The 19,493-nt window shown below is 69.2% G+C and carries 21 protein-coding genes; 8 read left to right on the top strand and 13 right to left on the bottom strand.

Translation table 11 applies throughout. The features are described from left to right. Positions 1–5 precede the first annotated feature (5 nt). A complete protein-coding gene (locus ACQP2O_RS22140) occupies positions 6–656 on the top strand; it encodes a GNAT family N-acetyltransferase (RefSeq protein ID WP_433188258.1) in 651 nt (216 codons plus the stop codon). 7 nt (positions 657–663) lie between these two features. Here ACQP2O_RS22140 and ACQP2O_RS22135 read toward each other — a convergent pair whose 3' ends face one another. Then, entirely contained in the window at positions 664–1,023 is a 360-nt protein-coding gene (locus ACQP2O_RS22135) for a hypothetical protein (protein ID WP_433188255.1), read from the bottom strand. A 181-nt stretch (positions 1,024–1,204) separates the two neighbouring features. On the opposite strand from ACQP2O_RS22135, the gene ACQP2O_RS22130 reads away from it, so the two are divergent. Then, positions 1,205–1,756 (top strand): GNAT family N-acetyltransferase, encoded by a 552-nt coding sequence (locus ACQP2O_RS22130; RefSeq protein ID WP_433188252.1) that lies wholly within the window; start codon positions 1,205–1,207, stop codon positions 1,754–1,756. On the opposite strand, the gene ACQP2O_RS22125 is transcribed toward ACQP2O_RS22130, so the two are convergent. Together ACQP2O_RS22125 and ACQP2O_RS22120 are read right to left on the bottom strand one after the other, a co-directional pair. Then, entirely contained in the window at positions 1,708–2,301 is a 594-nt protein-coding gene (locus ACQP2O_RS22125; protein ID WP_433188249.1) for a DUF4291 domain-containing protein, read from the bottom strand. The two genes, ACQP2O_RS22130 and ACQP2O_RS22125, sit on opposite strands and share 49 nt — an antisense overlap. A 53-nt stretch (positions 2,302–2,354) precedes the next feature. Further along, positions 2,355–2,579: a hypothetical protein gene (locus ACQP2O_RS22120; RefSeq protein WP_433188246.1), complete on the bottom strand. Its 225-nt coding sequence runs from the start codon at positions 2,577–2,579 to the stop codon at positions 2,355–2,357. On the opposite strand from ACQP2O_RS22120, the gene ACQP2O_RS22115 reads away from it, so the two are divergent. From ACQP2O_RS22115 to ACQP2O_RS22105, 3 genes are read left to right on the top strand one after another with little or no spacing between them, the layout of a single operon-like run. Then, on the top strand, positions 2,580–2,855 hold the full coding sequence (locus ACQP2O_RS22115; protein WP_433188244.1) for a Scr1 family TA system antitoxin-like transcriptional regulator: 276 nt from the start codon (positions 2,580–2,582) through the stop codon (positions 2,853–2,855). A gap of 18 nt (positions 2,856–2,873) precedes the next feature. Beyond that, positions 2,874–2,981, top strand: a complete 108-nt coding sequence (locus ACQP2O_RS22110) for a DUF397 domain-containing protein (RefSeq protein WP_433188241.1) — start codon at positions 2,874–2,876, stop codon at positions 2,979–2,981. Next, on the top strand, positions 2,939–3,079 hold the full coding sequence (locus ACQP2O_RS22105; RefSeq protein ID WP_433188238.1) for a DUF397 domain-containing protein: 141 nt from the start codon (positions 2,939–2,941) through the stop codon (positions 3,077–3,079). Before ACQP2O_RS22110 ends, ACQP2O_RS22105 begins: the two co-directional genes overlap by 43 nt. A gap of 64 nt (positions 3,080–3,143) precedes the next feature. Here ACQP2O_RS22105 and ACQP2O_RS22100 read toward each other — a convergent pair whose 3' ends face one another. The 4 genes from ACQP2O_RS22100 to ACQP2O_RS22085 all read right to left on the bottom strand — a co-directional run bounded on the left by ACQP2O_RS22100 (position 3,144) and on the right by ACQP2O_RS22085 (position 7,498). Further along, positions 3,144–3,596, bottom strand: coding sequence for a MaoC family dehydratase (locus tag ACQP2O_RS22100; protein WP_433188235.1), 453 nt, complete (start codon positions 3,594–3,596; stop codon positions 3,144–3,146). A gap of 151 nt (positions 3,597–3,747) precedes the next feature. Beyond that, positions 3,748–5,538 (bottom strand): aspartate--tRNA ligase, encoded by a 1,791-nt coding sequence (gene aspS, locus ACQP2O_RS22095; protein WP_433188232.1) that lies wholly within the window; start codon positions 5,536–5,538, stop codon positions 3,748–3,750. After that, on the bottom strand, positions 5,535–6,803 hold the full coding sequence (gene hisS / locus ACQP2O_RS22090; protein ID WP_433188229.1) for a histidine--tRNA ligase: 1,269 nt from the start codon (positions 6,801–6,803) through the stop codon (positions 5,535–5,537). Before hisS ends, aspS begins: the two co-directional genes overlap by 4 nt. An 11-nt stretch (positions 6,804–6,814) precedes the next feature. Further along, positions 6,815–7,498, bottom strand: coding sequence for an MBL fold metallo-hydrolase (locus tag ACQP2O_RS22085; protein WP_433188226.1), 684 nt, complete (start codon positions 7,496–7,498; stop codon positions 6,815–6,817). Positions 7,499–7,712: 214 nt separating this feature from the next. On the opposite strand from ACQP2O_RS22085, the gene ACQP2O_RS22080 reads away from it, so the two are divergent. Beyond that, a complete protein-coding gene (locus ACQP2O_RS22080; protein ID WP_433188223.1) occupies positions 7,713–8,543 on the top strand; it encodes a peptidylprolyl isomerase in 831 nt (276 codons plus the stop codon). 212 nt (positions 8,544–8,755) lie between these two features. Beyond that, positions 8,756–9,985 (top strand): DUF349 domain-containing protein, encoded by a 1,230-nt coding sequence (locus tag ACQP2O_RS22075; protein ID WP_433188220.1) that lies wholly within the window; start codon positions 8,756–8,758, stop codon positions 9,983–9,985. 54 nt (positions 9,986–10,039) lie between these two features. Here the strand turns inward: ACQP2O_RS22075 and ACQP2O_RS22070 are convergent, their stop codons facing one another. Next, positions 10,040–12,211, bottom strand: coding sequence for a RelA/SpoT family protein (locus ACQP2O_RS22070; protein WP_433191108.1), 2,172 nt, complete (start codon positions 12,209–12,211; stop codon positions 10,040–10,042). A 356-nt stretch (positions 12,212–12,567) separates the two neighbouring features. On the opposite strand from ACQP2O_RS22070, the gene ACQP2O_RS22065 reads away from it, so the two are divergent. Beyond that, positions 12,568–14,007: a peptidoglycan D,D-transpeptidase FtsI family protein gene (locus ACQP2O_RS22065; RefSeq protein WP_433188217.1), complete on the top strand. Its 1,440-nt coding sequence runs from the start codon at positions 12,568–12,570 to the stop codon at positions 14,005–14,007. Positions 14,008–14,150: 143 nt separating this feature from the next. On the opposite strand, the gene ACQP2O_RS22060 is transcribed toward ACQP2O_RS22065, so the two are convergent. The 5 genes from ACQP2O_RS22060 to ruvB all read right to left on the bottom strand — a co-directional run bounded on the left by ACQP2O_RS22060 (position 14,151) and on the right by ruvB (position 19,485). Then, the gene (locus ACQP2O_RS22060; RefSeq protein WP_433188214.1) at positions 14,151–14,711 is read right to left on the bottom strand and encodes an adenine phosphoribosyltransferase; all 561 of its coding nucleotides are present in this window, start codon (positions 14,709–14,711) and stop codon (positions 14,151–14,153) included. 36 nt (positions 14,712–14,747) lie between these two features. After that, a complete protein-coding gene (secF, locus tag ACQP2O_RS22055) occupies positions 14,748–15,902 on the bottom strand; it encodes a protein translocase subunit SecF (RefSeq protein ID WP_433188212.1) in 1,155 nt (384 codons plus the stop codon). After that, positions 15,902–17,671 carry a protein translocase subunit SecD gene (gene secD, locus ACQP2O_RS22050; protein ID WP_433188209.1) on the bottom strand — a complete coding sequence of 590 codons (1,770 nt, stop codon included), beginning with the start codon at positions 17,669–17,671 and terminating at the stop codon, positions 15,902–15,904. The genes secF and secD overlap by 1 nt, the downstream gene beginning before the upstream one ends. 95 nt (positions 17,672–17,766) lie before the next feature. Beyond that, complete coding sequence (gene yajC, locus ACQP2O_RS22045; protein WP_433188206.1) at positions 17,767–18,291, bottom strand: preprotein translocase subunit YajC; 525 nt, start codon at positions 18,289–18,291, stop codon at positions 17,767–17,769. 156 nt (positions 18,292–18,447) lie between these two features. Further along, positions 18,448–19,485, bottom strand: a complete 1,038-nt coding sequence (ruvB, locus tag ACQP2O_RS22040) for a Holliday junction branch migration DNA helicase RuvB (protein ID WP_433188204.1) — start codon at positions 19,483–19,485, stop codon at positions 18,448–18,450. Positions 19,486–19,493 lie beyond the last annotated feature (8 nt).

The raw sequence follows: 19,493 nt of genomic DNA, 5'->3' as shown, positions 1-19,493 counted from the left end.
GGAGCGTGGATCCAGCACGACGCGGTACGGCCTGGCGCGGCGGCGAGGCCGCCGCCTTCCTCAACCTGAACCGGGACCGTACGATCTGGCGCGTCGTGGGGCTCGGCCCGGCCGGCGCGGTCGCCGACCTGCTGACCTCGCTGCGGGGCGAACTGCCGCCGGACGTCTACGCGAACGTGCCGCACGGCACCCCGCTTCCTCTCGAGGACCCCGTCGACTGGGTCTACCGGGTCGCGTACGAGACGCCGCCACCCCAGCCGGCGGAGGACCTGGTCGGATGGTCCGCCGACAGTGACGCGATCACGGAACTGCTGAAGCGCACGAGTCCCGACTGGTCGGTGTGGCCGGGTGACGGTCACGCCCGCCGCTGGGCCGGCGTGCGGGACGGCGACAGCGGGCTCTCGGCCTGCCTCGCCGACATGACGAGCTCCCCGGAGATCGGCCAGGTCGCGGCGATCGCCGTACGGCCCGAGGCCCGCCGGCGGGCACTGGGCGCGTCGATCACGGCGTGGGCGATGCGGCAGCTGTTCGCCGAGCGCTGCGACGGCGTGGGCCTGGGCGTCTACGCCGAGAACACGGCCGCCATGCGGCTGTACGACCGGCTGGGCTTCACCCGGAACGAGGTCCGCACCAGCGGCCGCCTCCCGACCCGGTGAAGCGGACTCAGCTCTGCACGAGTCGCTCGGCCTGCTCGCGCTCGTCCTCCCGGACGGAGCCGGGCCGGGCGCTCAGGAGCCGCCAGCGCGTAGTGGCGCCGTCCGGGCCGTCGAGCCGCGACCGTGACAGGGCCTCCACGATCCGGTCCCGGACCTCGGTCTCGGCCGTGGGCTCGGTCGCGAAGAGGACCCGCAGCCGCACCTGATCGCCCGCCCGCTCGGCGACGGTCTGATGCGGTGCCAGCGGACACGGGGGCTCGTGCTCCCAGTGCCCGCACAAGGCCACCGTGATCGCTGCTCCCGGCGCGCGGACATCGCCACCCGCCTCCATGACCACGACCGCATCGTGCGCGAATGCTCGGCGCATCGATCGGCGACCTCCTCTGGACGCGACCCGGGCTCCGGCTTCGCTCCGCGCCTTCGGTGTGGCTGAAGTTCTTTCAGCCACACCGAAGGCGCGGAGAGCACATGTCCGGGCCCGAGCGACCCACCGCCCCGACGGTTATTCGGATGCGGGCCGACGTCATCTCGTGATACCCCAAGCCACGATGAACGACCTTGTGACGGAGCGGCTCGTATTGCATCCACTGAACCAGGAAGAGGCCGAACGCATCGCGGCGGGCAGGCCGGACGACGCGGACCGATGGGCGCCCGACTATCCGACCGAGGGCGACGTCAAAGGTGCGACGGACCATCTCGCCCAATGCGCGTCCGCCGGTGATCCTCAGCCGTTCGGCGCGTACGAGATCCGGCGCCGTGCGGACGGGTGTGCGATCGGCGGCATCGGCTTCCACCGGCCACCCGACCAGAACGGCACGGTCACGATCGGTTATGGCCTGATCCCGTCCGTGCGCGGTCAGGGCTACGCCGCCGAGGCACTTCGCGGCCTCCTGGCGTTCGCCGAGGCGAACGGCGTCGCCAACGTGAAGGGCGACGCCGACCTCGACAACATCGCCTCGCAGCGCGTCATGATGGCCGCGGGCATGCGGCAGGTCGGCGAGGACGACCGCGTCAAGTACTACGAGATCGCCTGGACCGACGCGGCAACTGATCAGGCATCCACGCCGATACGCCGAGCGACCGGCGGGTCGAGAGGGTAGACGCGCTCGCGGGGCAGCAGGGCCTTGGCCTTGGCGGTCTCGCCGTCGTGGACCAGCCGGTGGATCTTTCGGACGAGCGGGGTCATGTCCTGGATGCCCAGGACCCACTCATCGGCGTACCGGTCGATGACGTGCCGGCTGAGACCGACCTGGATGCTGCGGGCGTCCAGCGGTTGCCCGCGCAGCGTCCGCTCCGGATCCCACTGGACGTGGACCCGGGCGTGCTTGAACGCGGCGCGCCATTCCTGGCTGTCGCGGTAGATGCGGCGGTCGACGTGCGTCAGGACCGCCTGCGACAGGGCCTCCTCCCAGCCCTCGCGGCTGATGCGGACGGCGAGGATCACCTCCTGGCCAGGCTTGCGCGCCCAGCCGCTGCGCGCCATGAGCCACAGGAACGACGGCTTGATCCACGTCATCCGTGTCCTCGAGAACGGCGGCACAAAGCGGCCGTGCTCGGCTGCCGGCCGTCCGATCTCCGGCCGGTACGCCTGGTAGACGACGATCGACGTCCGGTCGTGATCGGCTCTGATCTCGTGCGTCCGCATGGAAGCTCACGATCTCGGCCGCCCACGGCCCGATCAACCGATTTTCGCTTCGGTCAGAAGGTGACCTCGAACCACACGGTTCGACCCGTCGTATCACCGCTGACGCCCGAGTCGGCGGCGAGCATCCGGACGATGTGCAGGCCGCGCCCGCCCTCGGCGAAGTCCAGCGGCCCGATCGGCACGCCGCCGGCTATCCACCGGGCCGTGCCGTGGACGTCCGCGATCGGGCCGATGATCCACGGCGAGTCGCCGTGCCCATGCGGCGTCAGATGATGCATTTGGCCGAAGCCGCAGACGAGCCGAACATCACTCTGCACGTACTCACCTTCGGCGCAGGGGCGCATCCTGGAATGCTCGGGTCGTTTCATGTGCTCTGGTTCGCACAGGACGAACTCCCGGATGTCGTCTACATCGACTCGATGGCCGGTGATCTCTTCTTGGACGGACCCGCGGACATAGAGCGGTATACCGTGACCTTTGAACACCTCAGCGCGATCGCGCTGAGCCCTGAGGGCTCGATCGGACTCATCACCGAGCTCGCGGAGGATGGGTAGACGAAGGAGTGCGGAACCATGAACCCCGCCGACCTGTCTCGCGCCCCCTGGCGTAAAAGCACCCGCAGCAGCGGCAACGGGGCATGTGTCGAAGTCGTTGTGATCTTCTCTGGCCGCAGATCATGAGCGAACAAGACGCTTTCAACACCACGTGGCGTACGAGCAGCCATAGCAGCGCGAGCGGTGAGTGTGTAGAGGTCGCCGTGGTCGTCGCTGCGGACTGAAGCCTCAGTTCTAGGGCGCAGCGCTCGGAAAAGGCCCGCTGGACGACCTTGATCCGGTCGTCCGTCAGGTGACGTACAGCGACAGGGTCTCGGCGACGCAGGCGGGGCGCCTCTCGCCCTCGATCTCGATGGTGACCCGTACCGTCGACAGCTTGCCCGCCGGGGAGTTCTTCAGGTCGACCAGCTCCGCGCCGCCGCGTACCCGGGAGCCGACCTTGACCGGTGCGGGGAAGCGCACCTTGTTCAGCCCGATGTTGACGCCCATCTTCGGCCCGTCGATCCAGAAGATCTCCGGCATGAACGCGTTCACCAGCGACAGCGTGAGATAGCCGTGCGCGATGGTGGCTCCGAACGGTCCGTCGGCCGCTCGCTCAGGGTCCACGTGGATCCACTGATGGTCGCCGGTCGCCTCCGCGAACAGGTCGATCTGCTGCTGCGTGACCTCTCGCCAAGGGCTGTGGCCCAGATGCTCACCCTTGGCGGCGGCGAACTCGGCAAGACTCGCGAAACGTCTCATGTCGATCATCCTCCCGATCCGACGACCGGACGGGCAACGCCGCGCTCCGACGAGACACAGCACCGGCCGCTTGTTCGCCTGACGGCAGGATCTCGATCATGCGCTTCTCGACGGCGGGGATCCCGAGCCGGAATCCCCGCCGTCGAGGCCGTCAGTACTTCTCGGTGGAGGGGCGGACGATGTGGCCGGGCTCGTTGGGCTCGGTCGGCTTCTCGTCCTCCGGGCGGACGTCGATGCCCGCTTCCTTGCGCTGCGCCTCGGTGATCGGCGTGGGCGCGCCGGTCAGCGCGTCGTAGCCGGAGGCGGCCTTCGGGAAGGCGATGACGTCGCGGATCGTGTCGCGGCCGGCCAGCAGCATGACGATCCGGTCCCAGCCGAACGCGATGCCGCCGTGCGGCGGCGGGCCGTACTTGAACGCATCGAGGAGGAAGCCGAACTTCTCCTGGGCCTCCTCGCGGCTCAGGCCGAGGGTCTCGAAGACCCGCTCCTGGACGTCGCCGCGGTGGATACGGATCGAGCCGCCGCCGATCTCGTTGCCGTTGCAGACGATGTCGTACGCGTTGGCGAGCGCCTCGCCCGGCTTGTCCTGGAAGGAGTCGACCCACTCGGGCTTGGGCGAGGTGAACGGGTGGTGCACGGCCGTCCAGCCGCCTTCGTCGGTCTCCTCGAACATGGGCGCGTCGACGACCCAGGTGAACGCCCACTCGGACTCGTCGATCAGGTCGCAGCGACGGCCGATCTCCAGGCGGGCCGCGCCGAGCAGCTCCTGTGTGGCGTGCGGCTTACCGGCGCCGAAGAAGACGGCGTCGCCGGGCTTGGCGCCGGCCTTGGCCGCCAGGCCCTCCCGCTCCTGCTCCGAGAGGTTCTTGGCGACCGGGCCGCCGAGCGTGCCGTCCTCCTGCACGAGGACGTACGCGAGGCCGCGCGCGCCGCGCGACTTGGCCCAGTCCTGCCAGCCGTCCAGCTCCTTGCGGGTCTGGGAGGCGCCGCCCGGCATGACGACCGCTCCGACGTACGGGGCCTGGAACACCCGGAACGGGGTGTCGGAGAAGAACTCGGTCATGTCGACGAGCTCGTTGCCGAAGCGCAGGTCCGGCTTGTCCGAGCCGTACCGGCTGAGGGCGTCGGCGTAGGTCATCCGCGGAATCGGGCGCGAGATCTCGTAGCCGACGATCTCCTTCCAGAGCCGGCCGACGAGGTCCTCGGCGACCTGGAGGATGTCCTCCTGCTCGACGAAGCTCATCTCGATGTCGATCTGGGTGAACTCCGGCTGCCGGTCGGCGCGGAAGTCCTCGTCGCGGTAGCAGCGGGCGAGCTGGTAGTAGCGCTCCAGGCCCGACACCATCAGCAGCTGCTTGAACAGCTGTGGCGACTGCGGCAGGGCGTACCAGTGGCCGGGCTTGAGGCGCACGGGGACGAGGAAGTCGCGGGCGCCCTCCGGCGTGGACCGGGTGAGCGTCGGCGTCTCCACGTTGACGAACCGGTGCTCGCGCATCACGTCGTGGACGAGGTAGGACGCCTGGGAGCGGATCCGCAGCGCCCGGGCGAGGGACTCGCGCCGGATGTCGAGGTAGCGGTGCTTGAGGCGCACCTCCTCGTTGACGTTGGCGTCCGTCTCGACCGGGAAGGGCAGCGGCGCGGCCTCGCTCAGCACGTCGATCTCGGAGGCGACGACCTCGATGTCGCCGGTCGGCAGCTCTGGGTTCTCGTTGCCCTCGGGCCGTACGCGAACCTCGCCGGTGATCTTGACGCAGAACTCGGAGCGCAGGTCGTGCGCGGTGTCCTCTTCGCGGAAGACGACCTGGGCGATCCCGGAGGCGTCGCGCAGGTCGATGAAGGTGACGCCCCCGTGGTCACGGCGGCGCGCCACCCAGCCGGCCAGTACGACCTGCTGCCCGGCGTGTTCCCGGCGCAGCGAGCCCGCCTCGTGTGTGCGGATCATCTTTGAGCAAGCCTTTCTTTCAACGTCGTCACGAGCTCTGCGAGCGGAACGGCGACCTGGTCGCCGCTTGCCAGGTCCTTCACCTGCGCGGACCCGGCGGCGATATCTCGCTCGCCGATGATCACGGCGTAGGCCGCCCCGGACCGCCCGGCACCCCGCATGGCGCCCTTGAGCTTCTTGCCGTCGTAGGACATGTCGGCGGCGACGCCCGCGCGGCGAAGCTCGGCGATCAGACCAAAGATCGTACGCTCGGCGTCCTCGCCCAGTGGCACGCCGTACACATCGACCGTCGGCTGCGTCACGGCGGCGACCTCCTCGGCCTCCATCGCCAGGACCGTACGGTCGAGGCCGAGGCCGAACCCGATGCCGGGCAGCGACGGGCCGCCGATGTCCTCCGAGAGGCCGTCGTAGCGGCCACCGCCGCCGATGCCGGACTGCGCGCCGAGCAGCGGGTGGTCGAACTCGTACGTCGTCCGGGTGTAGTAGTCGAGGCCGCGCACGAGCCGCGGGTCGTCCACCCAGGGGACGGACAGGTCGACCAGCAGCTCGCGGACCCGGTCGTGGTGGGCCTTGCACGCGCCGCACAGGTGGTCGGTGACGAGCGGGGCGTCCGCCAGCTGGGCCTGGACCTCCGGCCGCTTGTCGTCCAGCACCCGCAGCGGGTTGATCTCGACACGGGCCCGGGTGTCCTCATCGAGGTCGAGGCCGCGCAGGAACTCCTGCAGCGCGGCGCGGTAGACCGGACGGCACTCCCGGCAGCCCAGGGAGTTCAGCTTCAGGGATACGCGGGTGAGGCCGAGGTCGCGGTAGAAGTCCCAGGCGAGAGCGATGGTCTCGACGTCGACCGCCGGGTCCTCGGAGCCGATCGCCTCGAGGTCGACCTGGTAGAACTGGCGGTACCGGCCCTTCTGCGCGCGCTCGTAGCGGAACGCCGGCCCGGTGGCCCAGACCTTGACCGGCAGCTCGCCCCTGTTCAGGCCGTGCTGGAGCACCGACCGCAGCACGCCGACGGTGAACTCCGGCCGCAGCGTGAGCGAACGCTCGCCGCGGTCCTCGAAGGTGTACATCTCCTTGGACACGACGTCGGTCGACTCGCCGACGCCCCGCGCGAACAGGCCGGTGTCCTCGAAGACCGGAAGTTCGAGATAGGAGTAGCCGGCCCGCGTCGCGGCGGCCGCGAACGCGTCGCGGGCGGCGAGGAACGTCGCCGACTGCGGCGGGAAATACTCTTTGACCCCCTTGGGGGCCTGGAAGTTCGAGCTCATGGTGTCGTTTTCTAGAGTCCCCTGTGCGGGCCGTCGACCGGAGCGATGTCCTTGAGGAACGGATTGGTCGCCCGTTCGCGGCCGATCGTGGTCTGCGTGCCGTGGCCGGGCAGCACGGTGGTCTCGTCCGGGAGCGGCAGGCATACGCGGGCCAGGCTCTCCAGGATCGTCGCGTGGTCACCGCCCGGCAGGTCGGTGCGGCCGATCGAGCCGGCGAACAGCAGGTCTCCGGAGAACATCACCTGCGTGTCCGCGAGCCGGAACGTCACCGACCCGCTCGTATGGCCCGGGGCGTGATCGACGATCAGCTCCAGGCCTGCGAGCGTCAGCGTCGCGCCGTCGGCGAGCTCGCGCACGTCGTCCGGCTCGCCGAACGTCAGCCCGCCCAGCAGCTGCTGTCCGACGCCGAGCGGGAACCCCTTGGCCGGATCGGACAGCAGGTCCCGGTCGGCCGGGTGGATGTACGCGGGGACGTCGCGCGCGCCGCAGACCGGGGCCACCGACCAGATGTGGTCGATATGGCCGTGCGTGAGCACGACGGCGACCGGCTTGAGCCGGTGCTCGCGGAGCAACTCGTCGACCCCGGACTCGGCGTCCTGGCCAGGGTCGATGATCACGCATTCCTCCCCCGCGGCCGGTGCCACGACGTAACAGTTCGTGGCGAATGACCCGGCGGGGAACCCGGCGATGAGCACGATCGTCCTCTCTGAAGGCGCCTGCTTCCGGCAGCTTGAGCGTACCGGCGGCACGCGGCCAACCGCGAACGACATACGCGGGAGCGCCGCAGGGTGTCCGGTCTTGGCGGGATTTGCGAGCCTCTGAGGGCCACGCAGAAAAATACCGGCCAGGACCGCTACGATGCGCAGCACGTTTCCCTGTTCATGACGCGAATCAAGAGGTGCGACACCGGTGGCGGGTAAAGACCGCAAGAAGCAGCTGGCCCGGCAGCGCTACGAGCGCCAGATGCAGCGCCGTGCGGCCCGGCAGGCGCAAGCACGCAGGATAAAGATCATCGGCACGGTGGCCGCCGTGGCAGTGATCGCCGGCGGCGGCGGTGCCATCGCGTTCGCCATGAACACGTCAGACAAGAAGTCGACGACGACGGCCTCGGCGTCCAAAACGCCCAGTGCGCAGCCGACCGTCACGGCGAAGCCCGGCGAATGCGCCTACCAGCCGCTGACGGATTCGCAGAACGCCAAGGACGTCGGCACGCCGCCGGTCAAGCCGGTCAAGGGCACGTACGAGATGTCGATCGACACCAGCCAGGGCAAGATCGTCGCGAAGCTCGACGGCACGAAGGCCGCGTGCACCGTCAACTCCTTCAATTACCTCGCCTCGAAGAAGTTCTTCGACAACACCAAGTGCCACCGGCTCGACACCGGCATCAAGGTGCTGCAGTGCGGCGACCCGAGCGCCACCGGCAGCGGCGGCCCGAAGTACGGCTTCGGCAACGAGAACGTCCCCAAGGGCAACGCCTCCGGGCAGGCGACCTACAAGCGGGGCATGATCGCCATGGCGCACAGTAGCCAGCCGAACAGCAACGGCAGCCAGTTCTTCATCATGTACGGCGACGCGCAGCTGCCCGCCGACTACACGGTCTTCGGCGAGATCACCCAGGGCCTGGACGTCGTCGACTCGGTCGCCAAGGCCGGCGCGACCGCTCCCGACCCCCAGTCCGGGATGACCGCGCCAAAGAAGAAAATTGAAATAAAACACCTCACCGTCACGAAGATGGGGTAATGCGCAAGGTTAGGGTGGCCTGCGGGAGCGAAGCTCCCGAGGTCGTCACGGTGGGCCCGGCGCCCGACGAGCGGCCCGGGCCTTGATACAGGAGGCAACGGTGTCCAGCGCCACCGATCCTTGGGGAATCCGGCGCCGGGGAGGCGGAGACGGCTCCGTCCGGGCCGTCCAGCCGCTCACGGCAGGCCCGCTCCACGACCGGGAGGCCGACGGTGACCATTGATCCCTGGGGCCGCGTCGACGAGAACGGGACCGTCTACGTCAAGACCGCCGAAGGCGAACGCACCGTCGGCTCCTGGCAGGCCGGTGCTCCGGAAGAGGCGCTCGCCTATTTCCGGCGCAAGTACGACGCGCTGGTCACCGAGATCGATCTGCTGGAGCAGCGGATCAAGACGACGGACCTGGCCCCCTCACAGGCCGAGCACAGCATCACCCGGCTGCGGGAGTCCGTGACCGAGGCCCACGCGGTCGGCGACCTCGACAGCCTGGCACGGCGGCTGGACGGCCTCACCGGGCTGCTCGGCCGCCGCCGGGAGGAGATGAAGGTCGCCCGCGACCAGGCCCGCGGCCACGCGCGGGAGGTCAAGGAGCGCATCGTCGCCGAGGCCGAGCGGATCGCGACCGAGGAGACGCACTGGAAGAACGGCGGTGAGCGCCTTCGTCAGCTCGTCGATGAGTGGAAGGCCGCCGAGCGCGTCGACCGGCCCACCGAGACGGCGCTGTGGAAGCGGCTGTCGGCCGCGCGCAACGCCTTCACCAAGCGCCGCAAGGCGTACTTCTCCAACCTGGAGGAGGAGCGCGAGCACTCCCGTGCGGAGAAGGACCACCTGGTCGCCGAGGCCGAGGCGCTGAGCAACTCGACCGACTGGGGGCCCACGGCCGCCGCCTACCGCGACCTGATGCGGCGCTGGAAGATGGCCGGACGCGCGTCCCGTGAGGTCGAGGACGAGCTGTGGGCGCGGTTCAAGGGCGCGCAGGACGTCTTCTTCGCCGCCCGCTCCGCGGCCTTCGCCGAGCGCGACGCCGAGTTCCGGCAGAACGCCGAGCTCAAGGAGAAGGTCCTCGAGGACGCTGAGCGGCTGCTCCCCATCCGGGACGTGCGCGCCGCCCGTCAGGCCCTGCGGACGATCCAGGAGCGCTGGGAGTCCATCGGGATGGTGCCGCGCGACTCCCGGGAGCATCTCGAAGGCCGGCTGCGCCGGATCGAGGAGGCCGTACGCTCCGCCGAGGAGTCGGAGTGGCGGCGCACCAACCCGGAGGCCCGGGCGCGCGCCGAGGCGACGGTGACGCAGCTGCGCGCATCGATCCAGCAGCTCGAGGCGCGCCTGGAGAAGGCCCAGCGCGGCGGACGCGACAAGGACGTCAAGGACGCCGAAGAGGCGCTGACGGCGCGCCGCGCATGGCTGGAAGAGGCCGAGCGCACGCTCACCGAGTTCTCCTGACCATGATCGTCGGCCCGGTCCCCGCGGGGGCCGGGCCGACGATCATTTAACGGGTCAGTTGGTGACGCGGTAGACGTCGTAGACGCCGTCGACGTTACGGACCGCCTTGAGCACGTGGCCCAGGTGCTTCGGATCCCCCATCTCGAAGCTGAACCTGCTGATCGCGACCCGGTCGCGATTGGTGGCGACGGACGCCGACAGGATGTTCACGTGCTGGTCGGACAGCACCCGGGTGATGTCCGACAGCAGGCGGGTGCGGTCGAGCGCCTCGACCTGGATGGCCACCAGGAAGACCGAGTCCTCCCCCGGCGACCACTTGACGTCGACCATGCGGTCCGGCTGGGTGCGGAGGTTCGCCACGTTGACGCAGTCGGCCCGGTGCACCGAGACGCCGTTGCCGCGCGTCACGAACCCGACGATCTCGTCGCCGGGCACCGGCGTGCAGCACCGGGACAGGCGCACCCACACGTCGGGGTCGCCGGCGACGACCACGCCCGGGTCGCCCGCGGGCCGCGACCGCCGCTTCTTGCTGGGGATGACGGTCTCGTCGAGGTCCTCGGCCGCGCTCTCGACCCCGCCGAGGGAGTCGACGAGCTTCTGCACGACGCTCTGCGCGGAGACGTGGCTCTCGCCGATCGCGGCGTACAGCGCCGAGACGTCGGAGTAGCGCAGGTCGTGGGCCAGCGCGACGAGGGCCTCTCCGGAGAGCATGCGCTGCAACGGGAGGTTCTGCTTGCGCATCGCGCGGGCGAGGGCCTCCTTGCCCTGCTCGATGGCGGTCTCGCGGCGCTCCTTGGAGAACCAGTGCTTGATCTTGTTGCGGGCGCGGGCGCTCTTGACGAAGTTCAGCCAGTCGCGGCTGGGCCCGGCCTCGGGCGACTTGGAGGTGAAGATCTCCACCGTGTCGCCGTTGTCGAGCGTCGACTCCAGCGGCACGAGCCGGCCGTTGACCCGGGCACCGATCGTACGGTGCCCGACCTCGGTGTGGATGGCGTAGGCGAAGTCGACCGGGGTGGCGCCCTGCGGAAGGGCCAGGACCTGGCCCTTCGGGGTGAAGACGAAGACCTCCGAGACCGACAGGTCGAAGCGCAGCGACTCGAGGAACTCCGCCGGGTCGGTGGTCTCCTTCTGCCAGTCGAGGAGCTGCCGGAGCCAGGCCATGTCGTTCGCCTTGCCGGGCGACCCGGCGCCGACCGTCTCCTCCTTGTACTTCCAGTGCGCGGCGATGCCGTACTCCGCGCGGTTGTGCATCGCGCGGGTGCGGATCTGCAGCTCGACCGGCTTGCCCTCCGGGCCGATCACCGTCGTGTGCAGCGACTGGTACATGTTGAACTTCGGCATCGCGATGTAGTCCTTGAACCGGCCGGGGACCGGGTTCCATCGCGCGTGGATCGTGCCGAGGGCGGCGTAGCAGTCGCGGACGGTGTCGACGAGGACGCGGATGCCGACGAGGTCGTAGATCTCCTCGAAGCCGACCTCGCGGGCGATCATCTTCTGGTAGATCGAGTAGTAGTGCTTCGGGCGTCCCTTGACCGTCGCCTTGATCTTGGCCTCGCGCAGGTCGCCCGCGACGTTCTCGATCACTTCCTGGAGGTAGACGTCGCGCCGGGGCGCTCGCTCGGAGACCAGGCGGGCGATCTCGTCGAACCGCTTGGGATACAGCGTCTGGAAGGCGAGGTCCTCCAGCTCCCACTTGAGCGTGTTCATGCCGAGGCGGTGCGCGAGCGGCGCGAAGATCTCCAGCGTCTCGCGGGCCTTGCGCTCCTGCTTCGGCCGGGGCAGGTAGCGCAGCGTGCGCATGTTGTGGAGCCGGTCCGACAGCTTGATGACCAGCACCCGGATGTCGCGGGACATGGCCACGACCATCTTGCGGACGGTCTCGGCCTCCGCCGCGTCGCCGTACTTGACCTTGTCGAGCTTGGTGACGCCGTCCACCAGGGCGGCGATCACGTCGCCGAAGTCGGCGCGGAGCTGGTCGAGGGTGTAGGTCGTGTCCTCGACGGTGTCGTGCAGCAGCGCCGCGCACAGCGTCTCGGTGTTCATCCCCAGCTCGGCGAGGATCGTCGCCACGGCGAGCGGATGGGTGATGTAGGGGTCGCCGCTCTTGCGCTTCTGGTCACGATGATGGTGGGCGGCGACGTCGTAGGCGCGCTCGACGATACGCACATCCGCCTTGGGATGAGTGTTCCGGAGCGTCTTGATCAGCGGTTCGAGTACGGGATTCATCGTTGGACCACGCTGGGCGCCTAGCCGAGCGAGCCTTCTGCGGACCCGGGCGGCGGACGGCGCGGTCGCGCCCGACGGCGTCGCGTCGCCGTCATCCGGCACCGGTTCGGGGGCACCCACCGGCGCCGTCGGCGAAGAGGCCTCTGCCTGGGCCTGCGGGGTCAGCGCGGCATCTGCCACCGCGTCGGACGAGACCACCTCACCGGGCACCCAGCCTCCCCATTCATACGTCGGAACCACAGTTTATCCGTAGTCGTTTTCCAGTCGGTGCCCATCACCCATTCCGGTCATGGCATAGGACCGCCGGTCGGGGAAGGAGAGGATGCTGGGAGGGCACCGGCGAAGGTTGGGGGCCGATGAACAAGACACTCCGCAGGGCGACGATCTTCTCGCTGCTGATGATCCTCGCGCTCATGGTGAACGTCACCTACATCCAGGGCTCGCAGGAGCAGAAGCTCCGCGACGACCCGCTGAACGCCCGGCACTTCCTCGCGCAGTTCGACCGGAACCGCGGGCTGATCATGGCGGGCGGCACGATCATCGCCCGGTCCCGCGACACCGGCAACAAGGACTTCAAGTACCAGCGCGTGTATCCGGACTCGGAGATCTTCGCGCCGGTCACCGGCTACTTCGCGCCGAGCGGCTCCGTGACCGGCGTCGAGGCCGCGGCCGACGGCCTGCTGGCCGGAACCGACCCGAGACTGACCGTCCAGCACTGGTTCGACGCGATCGTCGGCAAGACGCCGCGGGGCGCCACCGTGCAGACGACCATCGACCCGGACGCCCAGCGCACCACCTACGACGCCCTGCGTTCGAGCACCTCGCGCCGCGCCGCCGCGATCGCCATCGACGTACGGACCGGCGCGATCAAGGTGATGGCGTCCTATCCGTCATTCGACGCCAACACGGTCGCGGTGCACGACACCACCGCGTCGACGCGGGCGTACAACCGGCTGCTGAAGGCGTCCGGCAGCCCGCTCATCGACAAGGCGATCGATGAAAGTTTCGCGCCGGGCTCGACATTCAAGATCATCACGTCGGCCGCGGGGATGGACAAGCAGGGCCTGACCAAGGACAGTCCCGTCGACACTCCTGGCGTGCTCACCCTCCCCTCCGGGAACCCGCTGCACAACGACGCCGACTCCGGGCCGTGCAACGGCGGACAGCTACCGCTCATCGAGGCCTTCGCGCAGTCGTGCAACAGCACGTTCGGCAAGCTCGCCCTGGACATGGGCCAGCGAAATCTCGGTGCCGAGGCCACGGGCTTCGGCTTCGGGCAGCGCATCCCGATCGAGAACGCCCTGAGCAGCGCCGCGAGCGTCTACCCGAAGAACATGGGCGGCGACGACGTCGGGCGCAGCGGCATCGGCCAGGGCAGCGTCTCGGCGACGCCGCTGCAGATGGCCCTCGCGGCCGCCGCCGTCGCCCACGGGGGCGTCGTGATGAAGCCGTACCTCATCCAGCGGGTCGTCTCGCCCGACCAGTCCGAGATCGAGGCCGCGTCTCCCCGGGAGTTGTTCCGGGCGACGAGTTCACAGACGGCGAGCCAGCTGCAGGACATGATGCGGGAGGTCGTCCAGACCGGCACCGCGCGCGGCAAGGTGCCGACCGGCATCGCCGGCAAGACCGGCACCGCGGAGACCGGCCTGCCGTACAACGAACGGTGGTTCGCCGGGTTCGCGCCCGCCGACGACCCGAAGATCGCGTTCGCGGTGGTCACCGAGGGCAGCGGCTTCGGTGCCGACGCCGCCGGGCCGATCGCCACCCGCATGGTCCAGGCCCTCAAGGTGCTCTGACGCCCGCCGGGCCGGCGCGAACCCGCACGTCGCCCGGCGGCCGCCGACGGACACGGACAAGCCCGTAGGAGACGTGGATGGCGCTCGGGGCACGGAGAAGCCCGTACGGTGCCTGAGGCGCCGTACGGGCTCGTGAGAGAGGGTCAGCCCTGGATGAGGGCGTGGACGTCCAGGCCGGTCAGCCGGTCCCGGCCCTGGAGGAAGCCGAGCTCGATGAGCACGGACAGGCCCGCGACCTCGGCCCCCGAACGGCGGACGAGCTCGACGGTCGCCGCGGCCGTGCCGCCCGTGGCCAGTACGTCGTCGACGATCAGCACCTGCTCGCCCGGTGCGAGGGCGTCCTGGTGGACCTCGATGGTCTCGCTGCCGTACTCGAGGTCGTAGCTCTCGTCGTACGTCGCGGCCGGCAGCTTGCCCTTCTTGCGGACCGGCACGAACCCGGCACCGAAGTGGTAGGCGACCGGGGCCGCCAGGATGAAGCCGCGGGCCTCGATCCCGACGACCTTGTCGATGGTGCCCCGCCCGTAGTAGGCCACGATGGCGTCGACGACGGCCGCGAACGCGGTGTGGTCGGCCAGCAGCGGGCTGATGTCCTTGAAGATCACCCCGGGCTTGGGGTAGTCGGGAACCTCGCGGATCCGCTCGTTGATCAGTTTCGTCAGGTCGACCGGTCGCGAGGTCACGTTCCTCCTCAAAGACGCCATCCCGCGACGGATCACACGATCCGTCGCGGGATGGACTCAGCGCTTCTTCTTGCCGCTGGGTCGGCCCTTCGCGCCGCCCCGGCGGGGCTGTTGCCGCGGACCATTCTGCACGACCCGGACACCGGCCCCGACAGAGGATGCCTCGCCCTCGTCCTCGTCCTCGGCGTCGCCGTCGGGCAGCTCCGCGACCTCGACGTCCGGCTTGGCCTTGCGCTTCGGGCTGTTGGCCTTGGCCGCTACCCGCTTGGCCAGCGTCTTGTACTTCTCCTGCCGCTCCTGCAGGTCGGCGACGATCGGCGTCGCGATGCAGATGGAGGAGTACGCACCGGCCATCATGCCGACGAACAGGACGAGGGCCAGGTCCTTCAGCGTGCCGGCGCCGAGGACGCCCGCGCCGATGAACAGCAGGCCCGCCACCGGCAGCAGCGCGATGACCGAGGTGTTGATCGACCGGACCAGGGTCTGGTTGACCGCGAGGTTCGCCGCCTGGCTATAGGTCATGGTGTTCGAGGTGGTCAGCGACCGGGTGTTCTCCCGGACCTTGTCGAACACGACGACCGTGTCGTACAGGGAGTACCCGAGGATGGTCAGCAGGCCGACGACCGAGGAGGGCGTCACCTCGAACTGCACGAGCGAGTAGACGCCGACCGTGATGAGGATGTCGTGTGCCAGCGCGATGATCGCCGCGACCGCCATCCGCCATTCGAAGGCGACCGACAGGTAGATGATGATCGCGACCAGGAAGATCAGCAGGCCCTGGAGCGCCTTCTGGGAGATGTCCTTCCCCCAGCTCGCGCCGACGCTCTGCGGGCTGACGTCATCGACCTTGGCCAGATGCAGCTTCTGCTGCACCGAGCTCTGCACCTTGGCGATGTCCTCCGAACCCAGGCTCTCGGTCTGGACGCGCCAGCCGGTGCCGGTCTTCTGGACGATGGGGTCCTCCTTGACGACCCCGGAGTCCTTGACCGCCGCGCGGGCGTCCGAGGTCGTCACGCCGGACCTCGTCGGGAACTGGAAGACCGTGCCGCCCTTGAACTCCACGCCGAAGTTCAGGCCGAGCGTGAGCAGCGACACGACGCTGACGAGCAGGATGAGCCCGGAGATGGCGTACCAGGTCTTCTGCCGCCCGACGAAGTCGAGTGAGACCTCACCGCGGTGAAGGCGGCCGCCGATGTTGCCCAGCCGTGACATCAGGCCTCCTTGGTGCTGGCGGGACGGGCGGTGACGCGCTTCTTCATGCCCAGCGTCGTCGGATCGAGGCCGGACCATCGATGGCCGCGACCGAAGAACTTCGTCCGGGCCAGCAGCGTGACGAGCGGCTTGGTGAAGAAGAACACCACGACCACGTCGATCAGCGTAGTGAGCCCGAGCGTGAACGCGAAGCCCTTCACCCCGCCGATGGCGAACCAGTACAGCAGCAGGGCCGCGATGAACGACACCGCGTCGGCGACGATGATCGTGCGCCGGGCGCGCACCCAGCCGCGTTCGACGGCGGTCCGGAGGGTGCGGCCCTCACGAACCTCGTCCCGTAGTCGTTCGAAGAACACGACGAAGGAGTCCGCAGTGATACCGACCGCCACGATCGCACCGGCGATGCCGGCCAGGGACATCCGGAAGTCGATGAACTTGCCGAGCAGCACGATCGACTCGTACGTGATGATCCCCGCGATCGCCAGGCTGGAGATCGCGACGAAGCCGAGCCCGCGGTAGTACATCAGGCAGTAGAGCACGACCAGGCCCAGGCCGATCGCGCCGGCGATGAGACCGGCGGACAGCTGGTCCTTGCCGAGCGTCGCCGAGACCGACTCCAGCGAGCCTTGCTTGAACTTCAGCGGCAGCGCGCCGAACTTCAGCACGTTGGCCAGGTCGGTGGCGTCCGCCTGGTTGAACTGGCCCTCGATCTGCGCGTTGCCGGAGGTGATCGCCTCCTTGACGCCCGGCCAGGAGTACACCGTGCCGTCGAGGACGATCGCGAAGTGGTTACGGGTGTTGTTCTCCCCGAGCGCGGCGGCCTGCTGCGTGAACTTGGCGAACGCGCCGGTCGCCTGGCCGTTGAGATCGAGGTTGACGGTCCACTGCATCCGGCCGTTCTGCGGGTCCGGCGGCAGCGCCTGCGCCTTGGTGACCTGGTCTCCGGAGATCTTGGCCGGGCTCAGGATGAACTTGTAGTCGACCTTTTGGGTCTTGGGGTCGGGCCGGGCGCAGATCGCCGCCTGCTTGTTGGCGTCGAGCGTCTGCCCCTGACCCACGTCGGCGCCGGTGCAGGTCAGCTTGTCGAACTGCGCCTTGACGGCCGGGTCGACGCCGGAGAAGTCCTCGCCCGTCTGCTGCTGTTGCTGCTGCTGGAGCTGTTGCTGCAACTGCTGGAGCTGCTGCGGGCTGAGCGACTGGGTCGCCTTCGGGCTCGCGCCGGCCTTGCCCGACGTCGACGGCTTCGGCGTCGCCTTGGTGAGGGCCTGGGCGAGCGCCCGGCCCTTGGGCGTGGCACTGGCCGAACCCGACGGGCTGGCGCTGCCGGACGGCTTCGCGCTGCCAGAGGGCTTCGCGCTCCCGGAGGGCTTGGCGCCGCCCTTGGTCTTGCCCGTGCTCGTCGGGCTGGGCGTGGGCGTCGGCGTCGACTTCGGGACGCCCACCGGCTCGGCCACGAGCACCTGGCGGAACTCCAGCTTGGCCGTGGTGCCGACGAGCTTGGCGACACGCTCCTGGCCCTTGCCGGGGACCTGGACGACGATGACGTTGCTGCCCTGCTTGGTGACCTCCGCCTCGGAGACACCCAGGCTGTTCACGCGCTCACGCATGATGTTGAGCGCCTGACCCATCTCACCCGCGCCGATCTTGGCACCGGGCTTCGTAGGCTCCGCCGTCAGTGTCACGGTGGTGCCACCGGCGAGGTCAAGAGCCAGTTTGGGCGTCTTTTGGCCCTGCCAGAACATCACGCCCACCAGGGCTGCGACGATCACGAACAGCGCGAGAAGAGTGCGCCCAGGTCTTGGAACGTTTCTGCTAGGCGGAGCCACGGTCGTCTTTCGTCCTTTATCTGCGGGTCAGGTGTAGGTCAAGCCGACGGCTTCTTGTCGGCCTTCTGCTCGTCGTCCTTCACCGTTTCTGCGGGCTTGGTGTCGTCGACGACGGTCTTCGCCTCGGTCTTCGGCTCGATGTCGTCCTGCGCGACCTCCGCGTCGGCGCCGTCCTTCTGCTCCTCGGCGGCCGCCTCGGTCTCCTCGACCTCGTCGGTCTCTTCCTCCTCCTCTTCCTCATCGGAGGGGTCGTCGATCACCTGGCCGACGGCCTGCTTGACGAAACGGGCCTCGACGCCCGGGGCGATCTCCAGGACGATCGCGTCGTCCTCCACGGCGGCGACCGTCGCGATCATTCCCGCGGTCGTCATGACCCGCTGGCCCGGCTCGATCTGGTTCTGCAGCTGGGCCTGCTGCTGCTGCCGCTTGCGCTGCGGGCGGATCAGCAGGAAATAGAAGACCACGACGATGAGGATCAGAGGCAGCAGCGACACCAATGGATTGCTGCCGCTCTTCGCCGCGGCGACATGAGTGAGCGCTGTGAGTGTTGTGTTGCCCTGCACCGGGGCATCCTTCCGATGTGATGTGTTGAGCTAGCCGCCGGCTATTTCGCGCCGCGAAGGCGCGTCATCTACTGACGGCGACCAAGCTCCGGAGTGTAAAGGAGTACCTGAAACCCCGGCAACGACGTGACGAACCCGTACACCGAGAAGTTCCCGTCACTCCTCCTCCACTTCGAAAAGCGTACCTTCCGCCGTGGGCGGCGGTGCGAGTCCGAGGTGCCGCCAGGCGGCCGGTGTCGCGATCCGCCCCCGCGGGGTCCGGGCGATAAGGCCTTTTCGTACGAGAAAGGGCTCGGCGACGACCTCGACCGTCTCCGGCTCTTCGCCGACCGCCACGGCGAGGGTCGACAGGCCGACGGGGCCGCCGCCGAACTTCGTCAGCAGCGCGTCCAGCACCGACCGGTCGAGCCGGTCCAGCCCGTCGGCGTCCACCTCGTACAACGTGAGCGCCTGCCGTGCGACCTCCTCGGTGATCACGCCGTCGGCGCGCACCTCGGCGTAGTCACGGACGCGACGCAGCAGCCGGTTGGCGATCCGGGGCGTGCCCCGGGCCCGCCGGGCGATCTCGGCCCCGCCGTCGTCGTCCATCCGCACGTCGAGCAGCCGGGCCGACCGGTGGATGATCCGCTCCAGATCGGCCGGCTCGTAGAAGTCCATGTGGGCGACGAAGCCGAACCGGTCGCGCAGCGGCGCGGGCAGCAGCCCGGCCCGGGTCGTCGCGCCCACGAGGGTGAACGGCGCGATGTCGAGCGGGATCGCGGTCGCGCCCGGCCCTTTGCCGACGACGACGTCGACCCGGAAGTCCTCCATCGCGACGTACAGCATCTCCTCGGCGGGGCGGGCCATCCGGTGGATCTCGTCGAGGAACAGCACCTCGCCCTCGGAGAGGGTGGACAGCACGGCCGCGAGGTCGCCGGCGCGCTCGATCGCCGGGCCGGAGGAGATCCGCAACGGCATGCCGAGCTCGCTCGAGATGATCATGGCGAGGGTGGTCTTGCCGAGGCCGGGCGGCCCGGACATCAGCAGGTGGTCCGGCGGGCGGCCGCGCCGCAGGGCGCTGTGCAGGACGAGGGAGAGCTGCTCGCGGACCCGTGCCTGGCCGATGAACTCGTCCAGGCGCTTGGGCCGCAGCGCCGCCTCGATGACCTTCTCCTCGCCGTCCGCGACCGGCGAGACGAAGCGCTCGTCGCTCACGCGACCCC

This window comes from Actinoallomurus sp. CA-150999 (assembly GCF_050942425.1).
GTDB lineage: Bacteria > Actinomycetota > Actinomycetes > Streptosporangiales > Streptosporangiaceae > Actinoallomurus.
This window is presented reverse-complemented; position numbering and strand designations above follow the sequence as displayed.